Origin of the sequence: Streptomyces hygroscopicus, from assembly GCF_026168105.1 — a bacterium.
Taxonomy (GTDB): domain Bacteria; phylum Actinomycetota; class Actinomycetes; order Streptomycetales; family Streptomycetaceae; genus Streptomyces; species Streptomyces hygroscopicus_D.
In genome coordinates, this window is record NZ_LBMW01000053.1 from 21,914 (window position 1) to 44,013 (window position 22,100).

General features: G+C 68.3%; 18 protein-coding genes and 4 pseudogenes. 10 read left to right on the forward strand and 12 right to left on the reverse strand.

Annotated features, from left to right (window positions below; genetic code table 11):
* Positions 1-3: 3 nt before the first annotated feature.
* The 3 genes from AAW14_RS39540 to AAW14_RS33165 all read right to left on the reverse strand — a co-directional run bounded on the left by AAW14_RS39540 (position 4) and on the right by AAW14_RS33165 (position 2,714).
* Positions 4-510 (reverse strand): integrase core domain-containing protein, encoded by a 507-nt coding sequence (locus AAW14_RS39540; protein WP_322741146.1) that lies wholly within the window; start codon positions 508-510, stop codon positions 4-6.
* A gap of 73 nt (positions 511-583) precedes the next feature.
* Positions 584-919, reverse strand: coding sequence for a helix-turn-helix domain-containing protein (locus AAW14_RS39545; protein WP_322741147.1), 336 nt, complete (start codon positions 917-919; stop codon positions 584-586).
* Between the two features lie 307 nt (positions 920-1,226).
* A complete protein-coding gene (locus AAW14_RS33165; protein WP_265568140.1) occupies positions 1,227-2,714 on the reverse strand; it encodes a PucR family transcriptional regulator in 1,488 nt (495 codons plus the stop codon).
* Positions 2,715-2,812: 98 nt separating this feature from the next.
* Here AAW14_RS33165 and speB point away from each other — a divergent pair, with 98 nt between their 5' ends.
* From speB to AAW14_RS33180, 3 genes are read left to right on the forward strand one after another with little or no spacing between them, the layout of a single operon-like run.
* The gene (gene speB / locus AAW14_RS33170; RefSeq protein ID WP_265568141.1) at positions 2,813-3,751 is read left to right on the forward strand and encodes an agmatinase; all 939 of its coding nucleotides are present in this window, start codon (positions 2,813-2,815) and stop codon (positions 3,749-3,751) included.
* A complete protein-coding gene (locus AAW14_RS33175) occupies positions 3,748-4,161 on the forward strand; it encodes a YybH family protein (protein ID WP_265568142.1) in 414 nt (137 codons plus the stop codon). Before speB ends, AAW14_RS33175 begins: the two co-directional genes overlap by 4 nt.
* Before the next feature lie 49 nt (positions 4,162-4,210).
* A complete protein-coding gene (locus tag AAW14_RS33180) occupies positions 4,211-5,701 on the forward strand; it encodes a purine-cytosine permease family protein (protein ID WP_265568143.1) in 1,491 nt (496 codons plus the stop codon).
* Here AAW14_RS33180 and AAW14_RS33185 read toward each other — a convergent pair.
* Both AAW14_RS33185 and AAW14_RS33190 read right to left on the reverse strand, forming a co-directional pair.
* A pseudogene (locus AAW14_RS33185) lies at positions 5,655-5,927 on the reverse strand (IS1380 family transposase); the annotation flags it as partial. The gene AAW14_RS33180 and the pseudogene AAW14_RS33185 sit on opposite strands and share 47 nt — an antisense overlap.
* 32 nt (positions 5,928-5,959) lie before the next feature.
* A pseudogene (locus AAW14_RS33190) lies at positions 5,960-6,193 on the reverse strand (integrase core domain-containing protein); the annotation flags it as partial.
* A 225-nt stretch (positions 6,194-6,418) separates the two neighbouring features.
* Between AAW14_RS33190 and AAW14_RS33195 the strand changes: the two are divergent.
* A pseudogene (locus AAW14_RS33195) lies at positions 6,419-6,631 on the forward strand (transposase); the annotation flags it as partial.
* Between the two features lie 83 nt (positions 6,632-6,714).
* Here the strand turns inward: AAW14_RS33195 and AAW14_RS33200 are convergent.
* Positions 6,715-7,266, reverse strand: a complete 552-nt coding sequence (locus AAW14_RS33200; protein ID WP_265568163.1) for a hypothetical protein — start codon at positions 7,264-7,266, stop codon at positions 6,715-6,717.
* 139 nt (positions 7,267-7,405) lie between these two features.
* A complete protein-coding gene (locus AAW14_RS33205) occupies positions 7,406-7,591 on the reverse strand; it encodes a hypothetical protein (protein WP_265568146.1) in 186 nt (61 codons plus the stop codon).
* A gap of 739 nt (positions 7,592-8,330) precedes the next feature.
* Between AAW14_RS33205 and AAW14_RS33210 the strand changes: the two genes are divergently transcribed.
* Positions 8,331-8,834 (forward strand): SDR family NAD(P)-dependent oxidoreductase, encoded by a 504-nt coding sequence (locus AAW14_RS33210; protein WP_265568147.1) that lies wholly within the window; start codon positions 8,331-8,333, stop codon positions 8,832-8,834.
* Between the two features lie 480 nt (positions 8,835-9,314).
* Here AAW14_RS33210 and AAW14_RS33215 read toward each other — a convergent pair whose 3' ends face one another.
* Positions 9,315-10,304 (reverse strand): IS630 family transposase, encoded by a 990-nt coding sequence (locus tag AAW14_RS33215; RefSeq protein WP_416223413.1) that lies wholly within the window; start codon positions 10,302-10,304, stop codon positions 9,315-9,317.
* Positions 10,305-10,591: 287 nt separating this feature from the next.
* On the reverse strand, positions 10,592-11,974 hold the full coding sequence (locus tag AAW14_RS33220; RefSeq protein ID WP_265568149.1) for a glycosyl hydrolase: 1,383 nt from the start codon (positions 11,972-11,974) through the stop codon (positions 10,592-10,594).
* 291 nt (positions 11,975-12,265) lie between these two features.
* Between AAW14_RS33220 and AAW14_RS33225 the strand changes: the two genes are divergently transcribed.
* The 4 genes from AAW14_RS33225 (at position 12,266) to AAW14_RS33240 (ending at position 17,352) form a co-directional block, all read left to right on the forward strand.
* Complete coding sequence (locus tag AAW14_RS33225; protein WP_265568150.1) at positions 12,266-13,624, forward strand: glycosyltransferase family 2 protein; 1,359 nt, start codon at positions 12,266-12,268, stop codon at positions 13,622-13,624.
* Positions 13,625-13,690: 66 nt separating this feature from the next.
* Positions 13,691-15,661: an acyltransferase family protein gene (locus AAW14_RS33230; RefSeq protein ID WP_265568151.1), complete on the forward strand. Its 1,971-nt coding sequence runs from the start codon at positions 13,691-13,693 to the stop codon at positions 15,659-15,661.
* 182 nt (positions 15,662-15,843) lie between these two features.
* Positions 15,844-16,727, forward strand: a protein-coding gene (locus AAW14_RS33235; RefSeq protein ID WP_265568152.1) for an IS5 family transposase whose coding sequence is annotated in 2 segments (ribosomal slippage) — positions 15,844-16,207 and positions 16,207-16,727 — 885 coding nt in all. Because the reading frame shifts where the segments join, the coding sequence is not laid out codon by codon here.
* A gap of 118 nt (positions 16,728-16,845) precedes the next feature.
* Positions 16,846-17,352: a DUF6624 domain-containing protein gene (locus AAW14_RS33240; RefSeq protein WP_265568153.1), complete on the forward strand. Its 507-nt coding sequence runs from the start codon at positions 16,846-16,848 to the stop codon at positions 17,350-17,352.
* A 103-nt stretch (positions 17,353-17,455) separates the two neighbouring features.
* Here AAW14_RS33240 and AAW14_RS33245 read toward each other — a convergent pair.
* Positions 17,456-18,800, reverse strand: a pseudogene (locus tag AAW14_RS33245) (ISL3 family transposase).
* Positions 18,801-19,567: 767 nt separating this feature from the next.
* Here AAW14_RS33245 and AAW14_RS33250 point away from each other — a divergent pair.
* Positions 19,568-19,795, forward strand: coding sequence for a hypothetical protein (locus AAW14_RS33250; RefSeq protein WP_265568154.1), 228 nt, complete (start codon positions 19,568-19,570; stop codon positions 19,793-19,795).
* Between the two features lie 556 nt (positions 19,796-20,351).
* On the opposite strand, the gene AAW14_RS33255 is transcribed toward AAW14_RS33250, so the two are convergent.
* Positions 20,352-21,224 (reverse strand): hypothetical protein, encoded by an 873-nt coding sequence (locus AAW14_RS33255; RefSeq protein ID WP_265568155.1) that lies wholly within the window; start codon positions 21,222-21,224, stop codon positions 20,352-20,354.
* A 77-nt stretch (positions 21,225-21,301) separates the two neighbouring features.
* Complete coding sequence (locus AAW14_RS33260; RefSeq protein WP_265568156.1) at positions 21,302-22,093, reverse strand: FadR/GntR family transcriptional regulator; 792 nt, start codon at positions 22,091-22,093, stop codon at positions 21,302-21,304.
* Positions 22,094-22,100 lie beyond the last annotated feature (7 nt).

Genomic DNA, 22,100 nt, shown 5'->3' on the forward strand with positions numbered 1-22,100 from the left:
TTATCAGGCGGTGTCGCGGTACTCGCGAATCATTCCGCCGAGGATGTCGTGGCGCTGGATACGCAGGGCCGGGAACGGTATGACGTTCGGTTCGTCGGAAGGCGCCCGGAGATCCAGTGCCCGGTGTGGCCTTCCTGTGTTGTGGTGCGCCGCGTACTCGGCGAGGACGCGTCGGCTGTGTTGCTCGTTGTAGATCAGGATCCGGTCGGTGCACTCGGCGCGGACGCTGCGGATGAACCGCTCGACGTGGGCGTTCATCCTCGGCGCCTGCGGTGCGGTCTTGAGGATCTCGATGTTCTCGCTGGTGAACACGGCGTCGAAAGCCTGGGTGTAACGGCTGTCACGGTCGCGCAGCAGGTAACGGAAGCCGGAGACCCGATCGCCGAGATCGGCCAGGAGGTTTCTGGCGAGCTGGGTGGCCCAGGCCGATGTTGGGTGGGCGGTCACGCCGAGGACGTGCACGGTGCGGCTGCCGACCTCCATGACGGCGAAGGCGTAGAGCCTGGTCAAGCCCGCGGTATCGACGTGGAAGAAGTCGGCTGCGAGTAGGCCGGAGGCCTGCGCGCGCAGGAACTCGCGCCAGTTACGTAGGCCCGGTGGTGGGGCCGCGTCGTGGTGCTGACCCGAGTCTGGCGGAACGCAGGATGCGGCGGATGGTGGAGGCACCGACCCGGTGCCCGAGCCGACGCAGTTCGCCTTGGATGCGGGTTGAGCCCCAGGTCGGGTTCTCGCGTGCCAGGCGCAGGATCAGAGCGGTGACTTGCTCGGATATCGGCGGCCGCCCGGTCCGTGCGGGTTTCTGCCGCCACTTCCAGCGGATCAGGCGTCGGTGCCAGGACAGCAGTGTGCCGGGGGTGACCAGGGCGGTGTCGGCGGAGCCTGCCGGGCAGGTGCCGAGCGAGAGCGGCGAGGACCGCACGCTCCGGCCAGGTCAGCCGCGGTCGGACACCGAGCTGCCGGCGCAGTATCGCATTCTCATGGCGCAGCGCGAGCAGTTCTACGTCCCTCGCCCGGTCGGCACAGGAGAGGAGCAGGATCAGTCCGAGGAGCCGACTGAAGATCAGGTAGAGCATGCGCAACGCCATGCAGTCCGAGCCTGTCAGGACTGCCGCCCCTCGCAAAGTTCCTGGTCAGCAGCGATACGTGAGTTTCGGCACCCTACAGGCCTGCTCTGGGCGAGGTCGCCGGGAGGACGGCCGCCCCGCCGAACGCCCCACGCTGGTGCGTTACTCTCCGCGGGGCTGAGTCAGTGCCTGAAGTCGGCCGTCTGCCAGTCCGAGCTGGCCGGCCGCGCGGATCGCCAGCCAGACTTCGGTAAAGGCCTCGGTCGAGGACAGGTCACGTCCGGTCAGCGCGGCGAAGCGGCGCAGTCGGTAGGCGAGGGTATTGGGGTGGATGTGCAGCGCCGTGGCCGCGGCCTCGGTGCGGCGGTTGTGCTCCATCCAGGTGCGTACGGAGACGAGCAGTTGGGCGTCGTGGGCTGCGTCGTACCGCAGCGCGTCGCCGAGCACGTGCTCGACCAGCGCGCGCAGAACTGACGGATCGTCGGGAAGCCACCGTCCCGTGGTGTCCTTGCCGTAACGGACCAGGGACTGGCCCGACTCGACAGCTTTGGACACCGCCCACAGCGCTTCGCGCTGGGCAACGCGCAGTGACTCCCCGGGTGGGACGGGGCGGCTCATGCCGGCTGACAGGCCGGGGATGCCGGCGAGTGCTGCGCCCACCTCGGGCAGGCCAAGGAGGTAGCGCTCCTCTCCCCGGTTGAGCAGTAGGAACGGCAGTTCGTCCAGTGCCCGCAGCAGGTCGTCCTCGCGTACCGCGCGGACGACCACCAACACCATGTCGCCCTCGATGGACAGCCGGGCCAGCCGGCGCTTGGCGGTGGTCGGGTCCAGCACGTCCTGCAGCAGCTCAGCCAGAGTCTCGGCGCCTTCGCGGCGCAGCGTCTCGCGCTCATGCCGGAGCATGACCAGCTGCAGCGCCGCCACGGTGGCGATGTGCTGGACCACGGCGAGCCCAGCCGGGCGGGCCCCCTGCCGCGCGAAGGCGACCAGGAATCCGGCCGGACCGCCGGGCGCGAGCACGGGCAGCGCAAAGCCTCCGGGGATTGTTGGTGGGGCGTCCGCCGAGTCGGGCAGCACGGCGGGGTCAGGCACCGGAATGCCGGGCAGCAGCGGCCGGCCCTGCGGGGTGCACGCGAAGACCTGGTAGCCGGAGAGCGACTCCAGGCGGCGGAAGAGCACGGTCGTGTCGAGATTCTCCGTGGCCAGCCGGCGCAGCGCGCCGAAGACCTGGAGCTGGGCACCCAGGCGCTGCCGGGCGTCCTCCTGGACGGCCGCGGCGACCTCCTGGGCGACGGCGATGAAGGGGACCGCGAGGGGAATTTCGAGCACGGGAATCCCGCGTTCCTCCGCCGCTTGGAGGAAGGCTCGGTGCAGCGGCGGTACGTGCAGCTGCGCCGAGAGCGCCAGGGCGGAGACCCCGGCGTCGTCGAGGCGCTCCAGATAGGCCCGTTGCCGGGCCGCGGTACGGGGGAGGGCCAGCCCGGTCGTCATGATCAACTCGGCGCCGACCAGCCAGGGGGTGGGGTCCTCCAGCTCGCTCACATGAGCCCAGGACACCGACCGTGACAGCCCGGACCCACCCGCCAGGACGCGCAGCTGGAGAGCGGGAAAGGAGAGCAGGTCCTCGACGGTCAGCTTGTGGTTGGACACAAGAAGCACCCTAGTATCTTCATCCCAGAGACAATTGTTCGCTCAGTCACGGTCATCCCACACTGGGGCACACTCCAAGCACGACAGGAGAACCGGTGATGACTGAGCCCGTGGGACCCGTCGACTCCTCGCGCATTCCGCGCTTCGCCGAGCCCGCCACGTTCGCGCGGCTGCCCCGCCTCGATCGGGTGGGCCGGTGCGATGGCGCCGTGGTCGGCGTGCCCTTCGACAGCGGGGTGTCCTACCGGTCCGGCGTGCGATTCGCGTCGGCGGCGGTGCGCGAGGCCAGTCGGCTCCTGCGCCCGTACCACCCGGGACTTGACGTCTCCCTGTTCGCCGCGATGCAGGTGGCGGGCGCCGGTGACATCGCGGTCAACACGTTCGCCATGAACGAGGCGGTCGAGCACCCCGCGGGCGAGCTCAGCTACGACGGGACCCGGCCGGTCACCATCGACGGCGACCACACCATCGCGCTGCCGCTGCCGCGGGCTCTGTCGAAGCGGCACGGCTCGATCGCCGTACTCCACTTCGACACCCACCTGGATGCCTGGGACACCTACTTCGGGGCCGAGTACACCCACGGCACGCCGTTCCGCCGTGCGATGGAGAAGGGGGTCCTCGACACCGAGGCGCTCAGCCACGTCGGCACGTGCGGCTCCCCCTACGGCAAGAAGGACCTCGAGGAGGACCGTCGGCTCGGCTTCGGCATCGTCACCGCAGGCGACGTCCTGCGCCGTGGCGTGTCCGAGGTGGCGGACGCGCTGCGGCAGCGGATCGGCGACCGCCCGCTCTACGTCTCCGTCGACATCGACGTGCTGGACCCGGCCCATGCGCCCGGAACCGGCATCCCCGAGGCCGGCGGCCTGACCAGCCGCGGGCTGCTGGAGATCCTTCGCGGCCTGGCCGGCGCCAACCTGGTCGGCGCCGACGTGGTGGAGGTGGCCCCCGCCTACGCCCACGCCGAGATCACTTCCGTGGCCGCCTCCCACGTCCCCTACGACCTGGTCAGCCTGCTCGCCCTGGGAGGCAGGCTATGAGCCCCACCGCGGCTGCCGTGGACGTCCAGGCCACCGCCGAGGTACAGGCCGCTGCCGACGCCCTGGTGGCCGCCTTCGCCTCGATGCGACTCGACGACTACTTCGCCTGCTTCACGCCGGACGCGACCTTCCTCTTCCCCACCACGCCGCAGCGGCTCGTCCCGACCGCCGAGTACCGGGAGCTGTGGCGCAGCTGGGTCGAGCAGAACGGCTTCTCCGTCCTGACTTGCCGCTCCACCCAGCCGCTGGTCCAGATCCTCGGAGACACGGCCGTCTTCGGCCACCACGTCGAGACCTGCCTGACCACCCACTTGGGCGAAGAGGTCATCCACGCGCGGGAGACCATCGTCTTCCACCGCCAAGCCGGCCGCTGGCTCGCCGTGCACGAACACCTGTCCACAGCGGCCTGACGACGTACGCAGCGCAGCCCACAGTGTTGACCAACCGGAGGACCCGACCATGGCGGAAGCAACCAGCATCGTGACGCACGCACCTGACAGACCCGGCATCACCCTGGGCGTCGAGACCCGGTCCATCGACTGGGTCCCTGACGCGGAGCGGCACGGCAAGGTCTGGCACCAGGGGCCGCTCTGGTTCCTGGGCAACCTCCAGTACTTCACCATCGCACTGGGCTTCGTCGGCCCGTCGCTGGGGCTGCCCTTGGGACAGACGGTCCTCGCCGGAGTCCTCGGCATCGCCGTGGGCACACTCTTCATGGCGTTCCACGCCTCGCAGGGACCGGTCCTCGGGCTGCCGCAGATGATCCAGTCTCGTGCCCAGTTCGGTTACCGCGGCGTGGTCCTGGTCCTGATCGGTACCCTCTTCACCTACCTGGGCTTCAACGTCGCCGACCAGGTGCTGCTCTCCCAGGGGCTGAGCGGCGTCTTCGGCTGGAGTCCCGGCTGGGTGGCCGGCGGCACGGCGGTGCTCGCGATCCTGCTCGCGGTCTACGGCCACGACTGGGTGCACCGGGCCTTCCGTTGGCTGCTCTACCTCTCGCTGCCGCTGATGCTGCTGGTCACCGCCGGAGTGCTGTCCGGCCACGCCGGCGGTCACCCCCCGAGCCAGCACCTGGCCTTCACCTGGACGGCCTTCTTCGCCCAGTTCTCCGCGGCCGCCGCGTACAACATCACCTATGCGCCCTACGTCTCGGACTACTCGCGCTACCTTCCGCGGACCACCTCCGCCCGCTCGCTGATCGCGTCCGTCTTCTTCGGAGCTTCCGGCTCCGCGGTCTGGCTGATCGCCCTGGGCGCATGGCTTGCGATTCGGCTCGGTGCGAGCGACGGCCTGGTCGGGCTGCGCGACGCTGGCGACCACTTCATCCCGGGGCTGGGAGCGGCCGCCGCCGTGCTCTCCGCACTCAGCCTGATCGCCACCATGGGCATGAACGCCTACGGCGGAATGCTGACCGTGCTCACCGGCATCGACTCCTTCCGCAGCGTCAAACCCACCCGCGCGGCGCGGATCGTCACCATCCTGGGCCTGGCCGGACTGTGGTTCACGATCGCCTCGCTGATCTCTGCGAACGCGGTGAGCACCGTTTTCACCGCGCTCACCCTGATGCTGTACCTGCTGGTCCCCTGGACGGCGACCAACCTCGTGGACTTCTTCTGGGTCCGCCGCGGCCATTACGCGATCGCCGACCTGTTCACCCCGGCCGGCGTCTACGGCGCCTGGTCTCGGCGCGGGCTCTCCGCCTACGTGATCGGCTTTGCGGCCGAGATTCCGTTTATGGTGCTCCCCGATCTCGGCGGCTGGACCTACACCGGCCCCGGAGCTCAGCAACTGGGCGGAACCGACATCGCCTGGGTCGTCGGCCTCGTCGTGGCGGCTCTCGCCTACCTGGTGGCCTCCCGCACACTGGACCGCTCTGCGGAGAGCAGGGCGATGACCCTCAGCGAGCAACAACTGGGCGCCGGCCAAACGCGGAGTCGGCGCGCACGATGATCTCTGCCGCTGCGCCCATCGCGCGCACCGCCCCCACGGCCTCGGCGATCAGACGCGCGGCCCCCTTGCCGGAGCCGGCTGGCCCCTTGCGCAGCCGAGAGGCGACGACCATGGGCGCGGCATTCGGTCTGGAAGCGGTCACGATCCGGGAGTGCAGCCCGCGTTGTCTGGTGTAGCCGAACGCGGCGCCCTGCTTGGCGTAGCCGTGGACGGGCTTCACCCTCGTTGAGGCTCAACCTCGGGAGTGGACACCGGGTTTCATGCGACGAGCGACAGCGTACGTGATGAGATCAGCTGTTGCTCGAACTCGACTGGCGTGAGGTAGCCGAGGGCGGAGTGGCGGTGGCGCCGGTTGTAGTAGGCGAGCCAGCGGAACAGCTCCAGCCGTGTCTGCGCCTTCGAGGTGAGGCGTCGCCCGTGGAGCAGCTCCCGTTTCAGGCCCTGGAAGAACGACTCGGCCAGGGCATTGTCGTAAGAGGCTGTTGTCGTTCCGATCTTGAGAGATGCGTTTCGAACGGGAGTCTCGATCGGGTGGTCGCGGACCGCTGGGCGCATAGGAGTGGGGCCTCCTGAACAACTCGTTGGTGTCTAATCACCGAGCAACATCAGGAGGCCCCGGTGCCGCAGTCTTCCGTGCCGATGCCCTGGCAGTCCACTTCGGTCACCTGGGAGTGTGACTGTCTGGCTCACCGGTCCGGAAACGCCGCCGACAACGGGGTGCGCGAGCGCCGCTATCCGACCGACATGACCGACGGGGAGTGGGCCAAGGTCCGGCCACTGCTGCCGGTGCCGGGCTGGATGCGAGGCCGTGGCGGGCAGCCGGAGGCGTACTGCCACCGGGCGATACTGGACGCGATCCGCTACCTCGTGGACAACGGCATCAAGTGGCGCGCCATGCCGGTGGACTTCCCGCCGTGGGACCGGGTGTATGATGCGCAGCCGGCGCCTGGCCCGCGACTACGAGCGGCGCACGGCCAGTGCCGAGGCGATGATCTACTGGTCGATGACCATGGTCATGAGCCGCCGCCTGGCTGGACCACACCGCGGGCGGCCGTGAACCGGCCCGCAGCCGGCTCGGCCAGCCAGCCGCGCGCGACCAGGCGTTTCGCCTTCGACCGCAGTGCCTCCACACGGGCCGGCACCACGTCCATGCCGAAGGCGGCGGCCATCTCCCGGCAGGTCACCGGCCCCTGCCCGAGCCGGGCCCGGTCCGCCCCCAACTGCAGGATGCGCTGATAGTCCACCGACAGCGCCGACCAGGCCAGCCCCTCGCGCCACATAGGCACCCGCGACCTCGGCTTCGCCTCCTCCGCCGACTGCGGGGCCGTTCCCAGCTGTCCTTCGGCGGCCGGCGCACTCTCGTCGGCCCGGGCACGGTCGAGCCCGTTCTCCTCCTCCGGAGCCAGCACCTCGCCGACCTTCGAGCGGGCAATCGTCCACTCCCGCCATTCCCGCTCGGCCACGGCCAGTTCGGCCTGGATACGGTCTGCTTCCTCCCGCAGCGCGTCCACCCGACGGCGAGCACCCAACTCGCGCTGTTCCAGCAGTCCGACCACCGACGGCATCCACGACCCCCACAACAGCGACGACACGACAAACCGTCACTCCCACGAGATCGCCGAACCTACGCTCCACCAGCGAAAACAACACAGTTCTCACGCCCGGAACAACAACAGCTTCTAAGCGTTTGCTGTGGAGTATGGCTCACAGTTTGCGCTGTGCACCGTCGAGATGCTCGTGGACGTGTCGGTCGGGGTGGCCGAGGAGGAAGCAGATCCCGCCGACGACCGCCACCGCGGCCATCACCAGCAGCGTGATCCAGTCGAGGTTGAAGTATCCGCGCGGGCTGGTAAGCCCCGTCGGCGCCACCACGTTGACCAGCATCGCCACCAGGTACAAGGTGGCCAGATGGATAACCTCAGGGAGAAAGCGGCATGGATCGCCCACACAGCGGATCGAGGCTGCAAGGTGGGGGATGACTGTAGGGCGTCAACGTTCGATCATGAAGTAGACAGAACGTCGTTTCTTCAGCCGCGATTGGACGAAACGTCGCCACCGCTCCGCGCAGCACCGCAGGGGTTTGCCGGCAGCAGGTGGACGGATGCAGGCCGGCGCGTGCCCGCTCACCTGCGGCGCCCCAAATACGGCCAGTTTGCCCCGATGACGAGGCAGGTGGCGGGGGGCAGACCCTTTGCTCTTGGGAGTGAGACGCGTCTTGTCTTCGAGGGGCCGCTTCCAGCCCGCGGCCTGCACGGCTTCGGCTGTGTGCGGCACTGAGCCGGTCTGGGCGGGCACGGCGCCCGGGTGTGTGCCGAGACTGCGGTGGCTGACGCAGATACGGGTGAAGCCGACGCCCCGGCCGAGATGGCGCGGGGATCGGCTTCACCCGGCGCGTGACCGCTTTCGGGTCGTCTGTCCCTGCCGCCGTCCCTGGGGTATACGGGCCATCGAGCGCCGTCGTTCGATGGATACGGCGGTCGGGCCCGATGCGGCTGTCGTCCGGCTGGGACACCTTGCCTTGCGGGCTTACCGGTGGATACGCCACGGCCCGAAGGGAAACCCAGCGTCGTGCGGGTTCCGGACCGCTTGCCCGTCGTTCACCTGGGTGGTTGCAGGAAGGACCCTCGACGTGTCTGATCCCGTCGTCCTCATCACGGGCGCGCTCACCGGTATCGGCCGCGCCACCGCGTTGGCTTACGCACGTCAAGGCGCGAACCTTGTGGTCTCCGGCCGCCACGCGGACGTGGGTGAGCAGTTCGCCAGGGAGCTGACCGACCTCGGCGCCCCGGCGCAGTTCGCGCGTGCCGACGTCGGCTTCGACGCCGATGTGAAGGACCTCGTCGACCGTGCGGTCGCGCGGTTCGGGCGGATCGATGTCGCCGTCAACAACGCCGGCACGGAGGGAACACCCGGCCCTGTCACCGAGGTGACCGACGAGGCTTACCAGGCCACCTTCGATACCAACGTCAAGGGAACGCTGCTGTGTCTGAAGCACGAGTTCCGGGTCATGAGGGAACAGGGCGGCGGCAGCATCGTCAACTCGCGAGCATCTGGACTTTCTGGAGACCGCTCGCCAGTTGGAGATCCGTTTGTCACGTTGTCATCTCACGAACCGAATCTCCGTCAGCGCTGATCTTGCCGCTGCACGAGAAGAGCGCGGAATGATCATCTTTGACTGGCTAGTGTGACCGGGAAGGTTCACCGGGTCTGGTCGTAGAGTCTGGTCTGTGTCAGTTGACCAGGAGCAAAGTCCGCGACCCATCGACCGGTGCCGGGACGTCCAAGACGTCCTGGACCAGATCCGGCTGCGTCCCTCCATGTGGGTTCGCCAGGGGTGTCTGCGGGACTTGCAAAACATCTTGATCGGCTATGCCACGGCTTTGTCCGTTCACGGGGCCGACAAGCCTTTCACCCTGTCGCCCGGTGGCCCGTTCGCCGAGTGGCTGCGCGCTCGTCGAGGCTGGTCGATGTCTTGTGGCTGGGCTGATGCCATCGAGCGGCATGCCGATGGAGAAGACCCGCTGACGGTGTTCTTCCATCTCCTGGACGAGTACCGGTCTGTCTGCGGGTCTGAGCCCTAATCGTCCGCTATGGGCGCCGGCCGGCTGCAGTATCACGCTGCGGTTGCCCTGGCCTGTCCGCGCCAGCGGATGCCCTTCTCTCTGCGGATGCGAGCACGTTCCTTGCGCTGGGCGGCGAGCACGTCGGGGTGACGGGCGTTGGCGTTGCGCCAGCGCAGGTAGCGGTGCAGGGCCCGGGTCTGCGCGGGATGGCTGCGATGGTTCGAATTCGCCAGGGTGAACTGACGCAGTGGGCCGAAGTGCGCCTCGATCGGGTTGGCCCAGGAGGCGTAGGTCGGGGTAAAGCACAGCTCGACCTTGTTCTTCTTCGCCCAGCGGCGGATGTCCGCACCGGTATGAGCGGAGAGGTTGTCCAAGATGATGTAGATCGGCGCGCCGTCGGGCCGGGCCGCGCGGATCGACTTCAGCGCGGCCAGGCTGTTGGCGGTGCCCTTACGGCGGCAGTTGACGCCCCACAGCCGATCGTCACCGACGGAGTAGCAGCCGTGGAAGTAGGTGACACCGTGGGTGCGGCGGTAGGTCGCCGGCAGCCGGTTGGGCTTGCTCTGCTCGGCCCAGCAGGAGCCCGGGGTGGGTCGGATCCCCAGGGGCCCGAACTCGTCGAAGGCGAAGACCCGGTCCGGAAAGCGGTCCAGCACCTGCTCAAGGCGGTCGAGCTTGGTATCGCGTTCGGGGTCGGGCGACTCCTTCCAGGTCTTGGTGCGCTGGAAGGTGACGCCGCGGCGCAGCAGCAGACACCGTAAGGATTCGCGGCCGATGCGGATGACGCGGCCGTGCACGCGGCGCAGATAGGCGGCGAGTTTGCGGATCGACCAGCGGGTGAAGGGCTGGCCGAGCTTGGTGGGGCGGGTGGTGGCCGTCTTGATGACGAAGTCCTCGTCGTCATCGCTGAGCAGGCGGGGACGGCCTCCCGCCCATTGAGGGTCCAGGCAGGCCAGGCCGATCTCGTTGAACCGGTGGATCACGCCGTTTGTCGTAGCACGTCGCGACGGCCTCGTATGCCTTGAGTTTCTTGATGGCACGGCCGCGGTCGTCCTGTCTACTGGCACGACGAGAGAGGCTGCCTGATTTGGATATCGGCCGCCCAGCCCGGCCGGACTCTCGACAACACCGCCGCCCGCCACAACCACCTCCTGGCCCACCTGCCCGCCGCGCACGTCCTGACGATTCGAAGTCAACCGCTGACAGACGATCTACTCCGCAGACTGCTGCCCACGACCAGCGTGAGCACCCCGAGAGCCGGTCACACCAGCCACTTGACCTGCGGTTTCAAGTTGGCGGAGGCTCACTGCAATGCGTCGTCCGCTCATCACGGATGCAGCGAGGCCCACGACCAGCCGGCGGGTCCCGCGGGCCCGTGTCCGCCGGTGAGGATCTGCGGGGAGCGGTAGGTGGTCCGCACGTCCTGCGGGGTGTTCATCCCCTGCGGGCCCGAGACGTTGTGCTGGGTCAGTGCCTGTCCCCAGACCGTCCAGAGCACCCACGGGGTGATGTCCAGCGTCCGCCGCTGGTAGGCGTTGAGCGGTACGTGGAAGGACTCGGCGATGACCCGGGGCTTGCCGTAGCCGGCGAGCCCGTCGTACCACCTCTTCGTCCACGGACCGCTGCCGAAGGGCCGGTCCGGGCCTCCGCTGTAGTCATCGACGCCGACCACGTCGACGTAATCGGTCCCCGGGTAGTACGCCCACGGTTTGCTGCCGTGGACGCCGTCCCAGGCGGCCGGGGACCAGACGAAGATCAGATTGTGCAGGCCGCGCGAGCCGACCAGATACGCGTACAGGGTCCGCCACAGCGCCTGGTAGCGCTCAGGTGGCAGCCCGGACCACCAGAAACCGGGTCTGCCGCCCGCCGGGTTCATCTCATGGTACGGGCGCAGCAGCACCGGGACGTCGTGCTCGGCGAGATAGCCCAGGTGGTCGGCGAGGAAGGACAGGTCGAGGATGAGCGCCTGGTGCTCTGTAGTGCCGGGGCTCAGAACACGCTCGATCCAGCCGGGATCGGTGGCGGCCGGTGAGTTCCCGTGGAGGGTTTCCCGGTAGCCCTTGACCGGACTGCCCGGCCACGGCTGGTGGAAGGACATGCCGACCAGCCCCGCCGGTCCGCCGCCGTTGTCTGGCAAAACGTCCCCGCTGCCGTCGTGCCTTCCTTGCCGCCCGTCGGCGTTGTATGTGCCGACGGACTCGCGCGGCAGCCCGAACCACACCCCGGTGGCCAGGTCCACGGCGTCGTCGGTGTACGACCAGGCGGTACGTCCACTGGGCCAGGTGGCCAGTGAGTAGCTCCGAGGACGGCCGACCGCCCAGCCTGGCTGCTCATAGCCGGGTCCGAGGTCGACTTCCAGGAAACCGGGGAGTCTTCCGCTGATGTCGCGGGCTTTCCGGTAGTAGTAGCCCGGCGCTTTGGTGCCATGGCGGTCGCCGTAGTCGGGGTTGTAGAGCTCGTTGTGCAACTCGACATGCTGACCGATGACCGTCCGCCCCGGCCTCCCGTCGCGAGCCGCGTTCTCCAGGGCGACCAGCATCCGGTAGACCGAGCGGGCGGCGGGCGAGGCCCTGGGATCGCGGAGGGCCAGGGGGTTCTCCTGGGCAGGTGAACCCCCTGTGGAGGCGGGCGACTTGAGGGCTTCGGCGGCCAGTGCGAAACCGCCTATCACCGCGGTACCGCCACCGATGATCGCGGTGCGACGCTTCATGGCAGGGCCTCACCTCCTCGTTGCCGGTCCGCATTCGACCTGATGACGTCAAATTCTCAACGAATAGGAAGGGACTTCGTACAGGATTTACGCATCGGTAACGTCGGGCGCTCGCAGTGTCCAAGGGTAACTTGATAGATACGTGGAGGCATGTTCATGCCAGTCGCCCATCCACCACTATAAAGCATCTGCAGCAGGAGCACTGTGACTCTCCCTCAGAAAGAATCCGCCCCGTTATCGCGAGGCGGCATAGCCCACGTCAGTCGGCACTCCGCATGGCTTCCCGGAATTGTGCCGATCCTTCTGGCGTACGGTGGCGTACTGGCCCTCTCCCTCTGGCTCTTCCGGCCCGGCGCGGGCCTCACCGGATGGGCGGTGACCGTATTGTGGACGCTGCCCACGATGAGTTCCGCGGTCGGAATCACCGGCGTCGTGCTGACGCGGCGTCGGCTGAGAAGACAGCGCCACCGGAAACCGGCCCAACCGGTGTCCACCGACAAGCTCGTGGTGGTCGTCCCCACGATCGGCCGGACCGACACCTTTCCGGCGTTGAGGCGTTCCGTTCTCACCTACGGTGAGTTCCTCCCGAGGTATTTCCCCCGAATGCGGGTGGACATCGTCACCGAGGAAGGATGCGAGGCGCAGGATTCCATCGACGCGCTGGCCGCCGGCAATCCTCTGCTGCGCGTGGTGGCCGTGCCCCGCGCGTATGAAACACCGCGCGGCACGCGATTCAAGGCGCGCGCCAACCACTACGCCCACGAAATACGCCTCGGCGAAGCCGAAGCCACCGACAACGTGTGGGTTCTCCATATGGACGACGACACCGGTGTCGGCCCCGACACCGCAGAACAGCTCGCGAACTTCATCCATGAGCAGGGCGAAACCGGCCCGGAGGCCAAACACCTGGCCCAGGGCATCCTCACCTATCCGCGAGACCACGCCGTCAACAAGCTGACCTGGCTGGCCGACGCCGTCCGTCCGGCCGACGACGTCACCCGCTTCGCCGTCCTCACCGGCGGCGGCACCCCGCGCGTCGGGCTCCACGGCGAACTGCTGCTGATCCGGGCCAGCGTCGAAGCCAGCATCGGCTGGGATTTCGGGCCCCAGGCCATCGTCGAGGACGCCCAACTCGCGCTGAACTTCTGCAGCCGATATCGCGGGCGCAGCGCCTGGATCTCCGGCCGGTGCTACGGGGCCTCGCCTGCCACCGTCCGCGACTTCGTCAGACAACGCGAGCGCTGGGCCTGGGGATTGATCCAGCTAGCCCTCAACCGTGAGATCCCGCTGCGTAATCGCCTCCTGCTCGGCTACTGCGTGAGCACCTGGGTGCTCGGCCCGTTGCAGCATGTCGCCGTCGTCCTGCTCGGCGGGGCACTTCTGGACGACCTCAACACCTCCCCCGCGAGCGTCTGGGTCCTCCCGCTGTGGGCGCTGAACATGGCCTACGTGGTGTGGATGTACTGGGAGGGCCTGCGGATCAACGCCAAGGCGTCGTCGGACGGCCGACGCAGACTCTGGGAATCCGTCGCCGTGGTGCTGCTGATCCCGGTCTTCTCGCTCTGGGAGGGCATGGGCGGCTTCCGCGGGCTGCTGCGGTTCCTGCGCGGCCAGGACAACGCGTTCGTGGTCATCGCGAAACCGGCCTGACCGGCCGTCTCCTCCCTGCACGCCTGCGCACGACCTCTCACCTCTCCCCCCACAAGGAACATCACCGTGTCCAAGACGACGTTACCCGTCAGCACCGACACACCGCCTGACCGGACCCGAACCGGGAACCCGATCCCGGAACCGCGCCTCGTCGGTCCGCGCAACCGGCATTTCCCCGCGGTCGACGGGCTGCGCGGTATCGCGATCCTCTCCGTGCTGCTGTACCACTCCGACTGGTTCGCACGCGGACTCTTCGGCGTGGACGCCTTCTTCGTCCTCTCCGGCTTCCTCGTCACACTGCTGCTGATGCGCGAGGCGCAGCAGACCGGTCGTATCCGTATCGGCCGGTTCTACCGGCGCCGCTACAAGCGGCTGATGCCCGGCCTGATGGCCGTTCTCGCCGTCGTCATCACCTTCGGCTATCTGCTGGACTCGCTGCAACAGGCGCGCGACATCCGTGCGCAGGCCGCTGCCGCGCTGTTCCAGGTCGCCAACTGGGCGCAGATCGCGCGCAATCAGGGGTACTGGGACCAGTTCGGGCAGATCCAGCCGCTCGGAGCGATGTGGTCGCTCAGCATCACTGAACAGTTCTACCTGGTGTGGCCGCTGATCCTGGCCCTGCTGTGGCGGGTCTTCCGGCGGCGCAGGGGCCCGGTGGCGGTGAGCGTGCTGGTGCTCTTCGCCGGCTCTGCCGCCGCCGCACCCGTGCTCTTCAACGGGACCAACTCCGATGCCCTCTATCTGGGCACCCACACCCGGGCCGTGGGCTTCCTCGCCGGTGCGGCTGCCGCGTGCCTGGTGCATCTGGCACACCAGCGCCGCTCGTCCCACCGCCGCACACCGCTTCCGGAGCGTGTGCGGCGCGCACTGCCCACCGCGGTGGGCCTGGTTTCCTTGACGGCTGTCCTGACGGCGAGCGTCCTGGTCACCAGCTACCACCAACCGGTGCTGTATCAAGGCGGGTTCGCGGTGGTCGCCGCCCTCGTCGCAGTGCTGACGGCCACGCTCTGCCGCGACCGGGGCCTGCTGGTCAAGGCGCTGTCCGTCAAGCCGCTGGCCGAGATAGGCCGCATGTCGTACAGCATGTACCTGCTGCATCTCCCGGTTTTCTGGCTGCTCCAGAACGCCGAGCCGCAGACCGAGCCGTACGCCTTGCTGATCGTGGGCGGCGGCACGACCTGGTTCTGCTCGCTGTTCCTGCACTACGCGTTCACCGAGAGGCTGCGGCGGCGCAACTGGCATGCCGGGCGCGCAGTTCCGTTGTCCGCACTGACCTGCACCGCGATCGTGGTGTCGGCCCACTATCTGCCGATCACCGTCGAGCACAGCATGCATCGCGACGGTGAACCGACGGTGCTCACACTCGGCGACTCGCTCGCCAACGACCTCGCCACGGCGCTCGCCCGGCACGGCGGCCGTTTCAGCGTGGTCGACGGAGGCATGGCGGGCTGCGGCATTATGAGCCCGGACGAGACCAAAGACCGTATGGACAAGGTTGTCGGGAACTGGGACGCGTGCCGCCAGTGGCCGCGCACCTGGCAGCGGCTCATCAACAACAACGCGCCGGACGCCATTGTGGTTCACCTGGGCTGGGATGCGGTCCTGCAACGCGTTGAAGGCCACTGGTTGTCGCCCTGCGATGGCCAGTACCGCACCCGCTACCTCGACCGACTGCACACCGCAGCAGCCATCTGGGCCAGGGCCGCACCGCACGCTCCCGTTCTGCTGATGACCGAACGAACCCAGACTGGTGCCGGAATCGCCGCCTGGGGCCGGTGCTACGACAGACTGATCACCTCCTTCGTCCGCTCGGCGGGCCCGCAGGTCCGGCTGCTCGACCTGGGCGGCTTCCTGTGCCCGCACGGCAGGGAGTGCATCCAGTACACGCCCGACGGCAAGCAGCTCTATCCGACGGGTGACGGCGTCCACTTCACCGCGGCGGGCATGGACTATGTCACCCCATGGCTGGAGCGCCGGATCGCCGCGCAACTGCCGCCCGGTGGCCAAGCCCCAGCTTCGGGACCCCGGCAAGGCTGACGGCGTCACGGCATCCACGACCTGTGTCGTGGATACCGCGACTACCAGTGCTACCGCGACTGAGCAACTCCGTTCCGCGCGCCGCCCCGGTTCCGTCGGGTGTGTCCAGCCAGTGGCTCTGTTGCGTAGGGCCTGTCCGGCGGATCATGTGACTTCTCGCGCTACGGCACATTGGCATGTTCATGGGGCGGGGAGATCTTACGAACGAAGAATGGGCCGCCCGGCTGAAGCCGCATCTGCCCAAGACAGGTCAGCGTGGCGGGCGTTGGGCCAGCCACCGCAGGATCATCAACGGGGTCCTGTACCGGAACCGGACTGGGGTGCCGTGGCGGGATCTGCCTGCGCGGTTCGGCAAGTGGAAGACCGTGTACGAGAGGCACAGACGCTGGTCGGCGGACGGCACCTGGGACAAGATCTATGCGGCCGTCCTGGCTGACGCGGATGCCCAGGGCCGCATCGACTGGTCCATGGTGAGCGTGGACTCCACCACCTGCCGGACCCACCAGCACGCCGCCGGAGCACGCAAGAAACCACCGCGGGTGCCGGGAAAAGACGCACGCCCCGGCAGCACCGCCCCGACGAGGGACTCGGATGCTCCCGGGGCGGCCTCACCTGCAAGATTCACCTCGCCGGAGAAGGTGGACGCCGCCCACTGGCCTTGCTGATCACCCCAGGCCAGTGGGGCGACGCCCGGCAGCTCATCCTCGTCATGGAACGCATCCGCGTCGGCCGGCTCAGTGGTGGGCGCCCCCGCACCCGGCCTGACCACCTCGGCGGCGACAAGGCCTACTCCTCACGGCGTAACCGCCGATACCTGCGCAGACGGCAGATCAAGCACACCATCCCCGAGCCGAAGAACCAGCGGGCCAACCGCCAACGCCGCGGCAACAAGGGCGGACGGCCCACCGGCTTCGACAAAACGATCTACAAGCGCAGAAACGAAGTCGAGCGCACGATCAACGCCCTCAAGAACTTCCGGGCTGTTGCCACGAGGTTCGACAAGCGTGTCTACGTCTTCCAGGGCACCGTGACCGTCGCAGCGATCCGGCTCTGGCTCCGGGGGTAGATCCATTATCCCGGTGCGGTGAGGCGCCTGTCACCGTTCTCCGGAATGATCTTTACATCCGATTTACACCTCTAGGCTTGCGGGCGGACACAAGCACGGATTGACCTGGGAGTTGAGAGTGGTGCACGACGTTGCCGCGCTGATAGCGGAACTCACGGATATGGCTGCGGCCGATCACCAGTTGGCAGTCCGCGCGAACAGCGACGACCCCGCTGAGCAGCTGGCCTGGCGGCGGCTAACCGCCCGGCACGGTGACCGGCTCGGCGAGATCATGGACGAGTACGGCTGGCCGACGGCGGAACTGGTCGGCGAGGAGGCCGCACGCGCGGCGTGGCTCATCGCTCAGCACGCCGACCGGCAGCTCGACGTTCAGCGTCGCGCCCTCCAGCTGATGCAGCAGGCGGTGTCGGCAGGCTCGGCCAGCCCGCGCGAGCTGGCCTTCCTGCGCGACCGCACGCTGGTCAATGAGGGCCGCAAGCAGGTCTACGGAACTCAGATCGCCGGCGTGAAGGACGGGGCGCCGGTTCCATGGCCCTGTGAAGAGCCCGAGCGCATGGACGAACTTCGTGCGGAAGTCGGCATCGAGCCCTTCGACGAGTACGTCGCCCAGTTTTCCATGTCCTGACGCCCACTTCCCGACCGCGTCCGGTGGATTACTGCCCGGGCTCACCTGCCGCGGGCAATGATCCGCCGGACAGGCCCTAGTCGGTGGTGACGGTGCGTTCTCCTTATTGCAGGAGGATGCGGTGACGGAGGAGGTCGAATCCTGCTCGGCCATGCATCTGCCGCATGATCTTCTTGGTTCGGGTATTGACGCCCTCGGTCCGGCCGTTGTGGTGGGGCGGGTGAGGCCGGCGTTCACGGCGGCGCGGTCGAGTTCGAGGCCGTTGCAGAAGCTGTGCAGGTGGGGCAGGCCAGCGGTGCGGACTGTGGCGATCCACTGGGTGAGCTTGTCGTCGTTGGCCTGGGCCGGGGTCAGGAGCGCGGCGAACTCGCCGGTGAGTCGGGCAAGTTCGGTCATCTCCGGGCACGCCGCGGTGAGGAGGCCGAGCAGGTCGGTGTCCCTGGTCCACAGGTGCTCGGGGTGGGTGAGTAGGAGTCGGGCGACGCGGCGGGGGGTTGTCACGGGGCGGTCGCCTTCGGCGCGGCGATGCGGTCCGCGGGCGGTTCAGGGATGCGGGCGTAGCGCTTGACGGTATTCAGGGCGAGGTTCAGTCTGCGGGAGCAGTCGAGCAGGCCGACGCCGGAGTCGAGGAGGGCGTGGACTTTGTGCCAGCGCTCGCGGGTGGTCTGCTCACGGACGCCGCCGGGCCGGGGCGGGTTGACGGTGGCCCAGCAGGGGGCGTGGGCGCGGATCTCGGCCAGAACTTTGTCGCACAGGTTCCGCCACAGATGCCAGCGGTCGCTGACCTGCACCGCGTCGGGCAGGGCCCGGCGGATCGCCTCTGCGTAGGTGGCCGAGCCGTCCCGGCACACGACTTCGATCCGTTTCTTCCCGCGCAGCCATGCCTCCAATGTGGCGGCTTCGCGGTCGGGCAGGATATCGACGCGTTCCCCGGTCTCGGCATCGATGATGATTGTGGCGTAGCGGTGACGGCGTCGCAGGGCGAAGTCATCGACCCCGATCACTCTCGGGATCCGCACCGTTGGCGGAGGAATTCCCCGCAGCACCCGCAGGGCGGTGGCGACCGATACGGGCACGGCCAGTGACCGGGTGAGCCGGGCAGCCGCCCGGCCGCATAACTCCTCGACCACCCCCGAGACCTGGCTGGTCAGACGCGTGGTGCGGCGCTGAAGTCGCTCGATTAGCCCAGGGACTTGCTCGCGGAAGGTCTGCCGCCGACAGCCCAGGACCGGGCGGACCAGACGTCGTACCCGGACGTTGACCACGACCCGGCGGCCATCGAGCGGCACATCCGTAACGGTCCGGACGTGGTATCCGTGCACCTTCCCCGTCGGGACCCCGCACATCGGGCAGGGAAAGGGAAGATCCCGGGTCCTGGCCAAGACCCGGATCATCCTGCCGTCGTCCGCCACATCCTCGATGACCAGCGCCGAGAGCCCTGAAAACACCGTTGTCACAAGGGAGTTGGCATCTCGCATACAACGTCAACGACGCCCGTCACCCGCCGTCACCACCGACTACGGAACAGAGCCGAACGATTTACAGTCCCGGCCCCTGACAGGGGCCCGTTCCATCCGACGGCGCTGGCCGGATGCCGGACGTGGGCAAGGTGTGTCCACGCCGGACTCGGGCGTGTCTGCGGGGTGGCTGGCTCCTTTGGCGTCGGCCGCGTGCTGGCTGTACGGCCGGGCCGCTTGGTCCGGGTTGGGGCTGGCCGGTGCGTGGTGGCGAGCAGCAGCCTGGCCGTCAGGCCTGGGGGAAGTGCGGATCCGCCGGTCCGGGCGAGGCCGCTGCTGGTCACCGTGGTGGTTGGGCGGGGTGGCCGGCCGGTGCGGGGCGTGGTGGCGGGGGGAGGGGAACAGGCGTGTCCGGCGACGCCGGTGATGGTCCGGGCCGGGTTCAGAATGGCTCGTCCGGGACCTGGATGACTGTCGTGCGGTTGTGGGCGGTGTGGGCGAGGAGGCCGATGCCGCTGGTCGCGGGGAGGTCGGTCCCAACTCCGGTCGGAGCAACGGATATTGGCTGGTGACCTGTCTCGGCGAAAGTAGTCGGCCGGAAGCCGGTGACCTGGGCGGGCTGGGTTGGTTGAGCCGTGACACGGCAGTTGGAACTTGGCCACGAGGACTGGAACCGCACGCGACTGCATCCTTTGGACTACTGCGTTTTGGGCCCTGTGGAGGACGATCTTGCGGCACTGCCGCGAGAGGGTTGATCCGTGCGAACCACCATCGGATACACCGCCGAAAGCATCGGCTACGTCGTAGGAGCCCAGGGGCTTGTCAGCTTCGCTTCGCAGACCCTCTTCGGTACGGAGTGGGGCTGGATGCACAACGTGGTCGACCTTCCGTCCACCGGTTACCTCGGCATCGTCGCCGTGGGGCTGGCGCTCATCGTCGGCGGGGTGAAGGTGCGCAAGACGCCCCGGCGCGAGAAGGTCGCCTGACCGGCGGGCCTTTCAGCCCACGACGAGCGACAGGCCGCACTGGCGCCACATCCTCGAACCCGGCCGTCACACAGTCCGGCAACGGACACCGCTGTCGCTCGCGTACAGCGTCCACGTACGACAGCTCGACGTACAGCCCCTCAAGATCCACCCCCATCCCGTACAGCCTTCCAGCGCCCCAGTGCGACCAGCCGGGTTGGTCTGCGCGCTACTGATTCGGCGCTCGATTACCGCCAGTGACGCCACCTCCGTGGAGGGGGACGGGCGACATGCGTTTTCAGTGGTGGTCGGTCAGGAACACCGAACGCAACTTGAGCCGGTCCGTGGCAGGTGGGGAGTGGACGACATCGTGCGGGAGTGCGACATCACCGGGGACGATGCCGTGCAGTCACCCGAGGCGCGCCCGCTGCGTTTCTCCTTGACCACGGCCCGTGTCAAGGAGAAATGCGACGCCTCCAACCGGGCCGCCGTATCGGCCTCATCCGATGCGCACTCTGGTCTGTGCGGGAATAGAGCGTCCGGACGGGCCAAGGTCATGCTGCAGTGTCGTGGAGTTCTACTGTCTGGCCTCTTCTGGTTCTGCGCTGGTCTCGTCCTCGATCAGTCCGTAGAGAGGCTGGTCCTCGTTTCGGCTGTAGCGGACCACCACGCTGCCTTCCGCGAGTAGCGGCGGGCTGTTGTCGACGATGATGAGCTGCGCCTTGGCACCTCGGTCTGCCAGCCAGACGGAGAGGTGGTGGTAGAAGTCGTCGATAGCGACGGCATCGGCGATCACCGCGTCCAGCGTGCCGACGCCGTGACCGAGGTTCTTCTGCGGGCTGTCGATCATGAGGAAGCCAGGGTGTGCGGTGCCGGTTTCGACGGCGATCTCGAAGACAGCCAGCTGCCAGGCCAGCGTCAGGAGTGTGCGGGCGCCGGAGGACGCCTCCTGGTAGGGCTCCCCGCGGACGAAAGGTGTGAGGTCGGGCTTGATGAAGGGCTGGCTGAGCCTGGGGTAGCGCCACTCACGCAGGAGGCCGCCGTAGCGGTTGCTCACCTGGGCGATGATGCGGTCACGGTCGTACGTCGCGTCACCGAGCTGCTCGAGTTCCTCCTTCAAGCGGGCGATCTGTGCCTCGTGCCGCTCCACCGCGGCGGCGCGCTTGGCGAGTCCCTCTTGGAGTCTTGCGGTGCCTTCCGCCTGGTCGATGAGGCGGAGTACCTGCTCTCGCCGGCGGTGGAGTGCCGCGGGGGCAGCGTGATCCAGGGTGCGGCACAGGCGTTCACCGGGGCGGCCGCCCAGGAGCGTTGCGATGGCCTGCATCCATCGCCGCAGCCCGACGCTGCGGCGCCGGTAGCGTTCGCTCAGGTCCGGGACCTGCTCGGCGAACGTGCGCCGTGGGCAGGAAGCCCGTTCGCAGAAGAAGCGGCGAACCCTCAGCGAGACCACCGAACTCAGGGGGAGCAGTCAAAAGTCCCCACCGGGACGCTGACCGTCGATGGTGCTGCTGACCCACGCGTTGCGGCTCATTGCTGCCGTGGGGGGCTGTCCCAGACCGCCGACTGGGCCAAGGCGCCTTCGGAGGACTGAAGGACCGTTCGCACCACGTCGTGGTGGAAGCGACGGATGTGGAACTCGACCAGGCCGCCGGCGCGTTCGGCGTCCCCGACCGCGATGGCGTCGTGGATGGCGTGGTGTTCCGCGCGCAGGCGGTCTCGTTCGTCCTCCCAGTCCTCCATCCGGTGGAAGGCCGTCAAGAGGGTGTGCCGCACCGCGTTGCGCACCGCGACGGTCAGATCGGTGACCAGGCGGTTGCCCCCGGCCTCGGCAATGGCGACATGGAAGCGGGTGTCGTGGTCGTTGAACTCCTCGCGGGAGACGTCGGGGGCGTCCATGTGCGCCAGGCATTCGGCCATTCGGGCCAGGTCCGCCTCGGTGGCCTGGTCGGCGGCGAGGCGGGCGCTCGACCGCTCCAGCGCGGCGCGGGCCTCCACGACGTCCTTGACGGGGAAGTTCGCCAGCGCGATGTGCAGCCGCAGCAGCTGGGTCAGGCCCGCGCTGGGCATGGCGGCGATGACGCTGCCGGAGTCGGGACCGGTGCCCACCCGGGCCCGCAGCACCCCCTGGGCCTCCAGCACTCGCAATGCCTCGCGGATCGCGGCGCGGCTGACCCCGAGCAGCTCGACGAGCTCGCGTTCGGGCGGCAGCCGATCCCCGACGCGCAGCTTGCCGGCCAGGATCTGCTCCTCGATCCGCGCGAGGACCAGCTCGTAGGTGCGCGAGCGCGGCACAGGTTCCCAGATCGTCGGCTCAGCCATGAAAGCC

What these genes read in the sequence shown, in the direction of transcription:
- speB (WP_265568141.1), top strand. Translation starts at nt 2,813, where the DNA reads ATGACTGAGCCCGTGGGACCCGTCGACTCCTCGCGCATTCCGCGCTTC.
- AAW14_RS33175 (WP_265568142.1), top strand. Translation starts at nt 3,748, where the DNA reads ATGAGCCCCACCGCGGCTGCCGTGGACGTCCAGGCCACCGCCGAGGTA.
- AAW14_RS33180 (WP_265568143.1), top strand. Translation starts at nt 4,211, where the DNA reads ATGGCGGAAGCAACCAGCATCGTGACGCACGCACCTGACAGACCCGGC.
- AAW14_RS33200 (WP_265568163.1), bottom strand. Translation starts at nt 7,266, where the DNA reads ATGCCGTCGGTGGTCGGACTGCTGGAACAGCGCGAGTTGGGTGCTCGC.
- AAW14_RS33220 (WP_265568149.1), bottom strand. Translation starts at nt 11,974, where the DNA reads ATGAAGCGTCGCACCGCGATCATCGGTGGCGGTACCGCGGTGATAGGC.
- AAW14_RS33260 (WP_265568156.1), bottom strand. Translation starts at nt 22,093, where the DNA reads ATGGCTGAGCCGACGATCTGGGAACCTGTGCCGCGCTCGCGCACCTAC.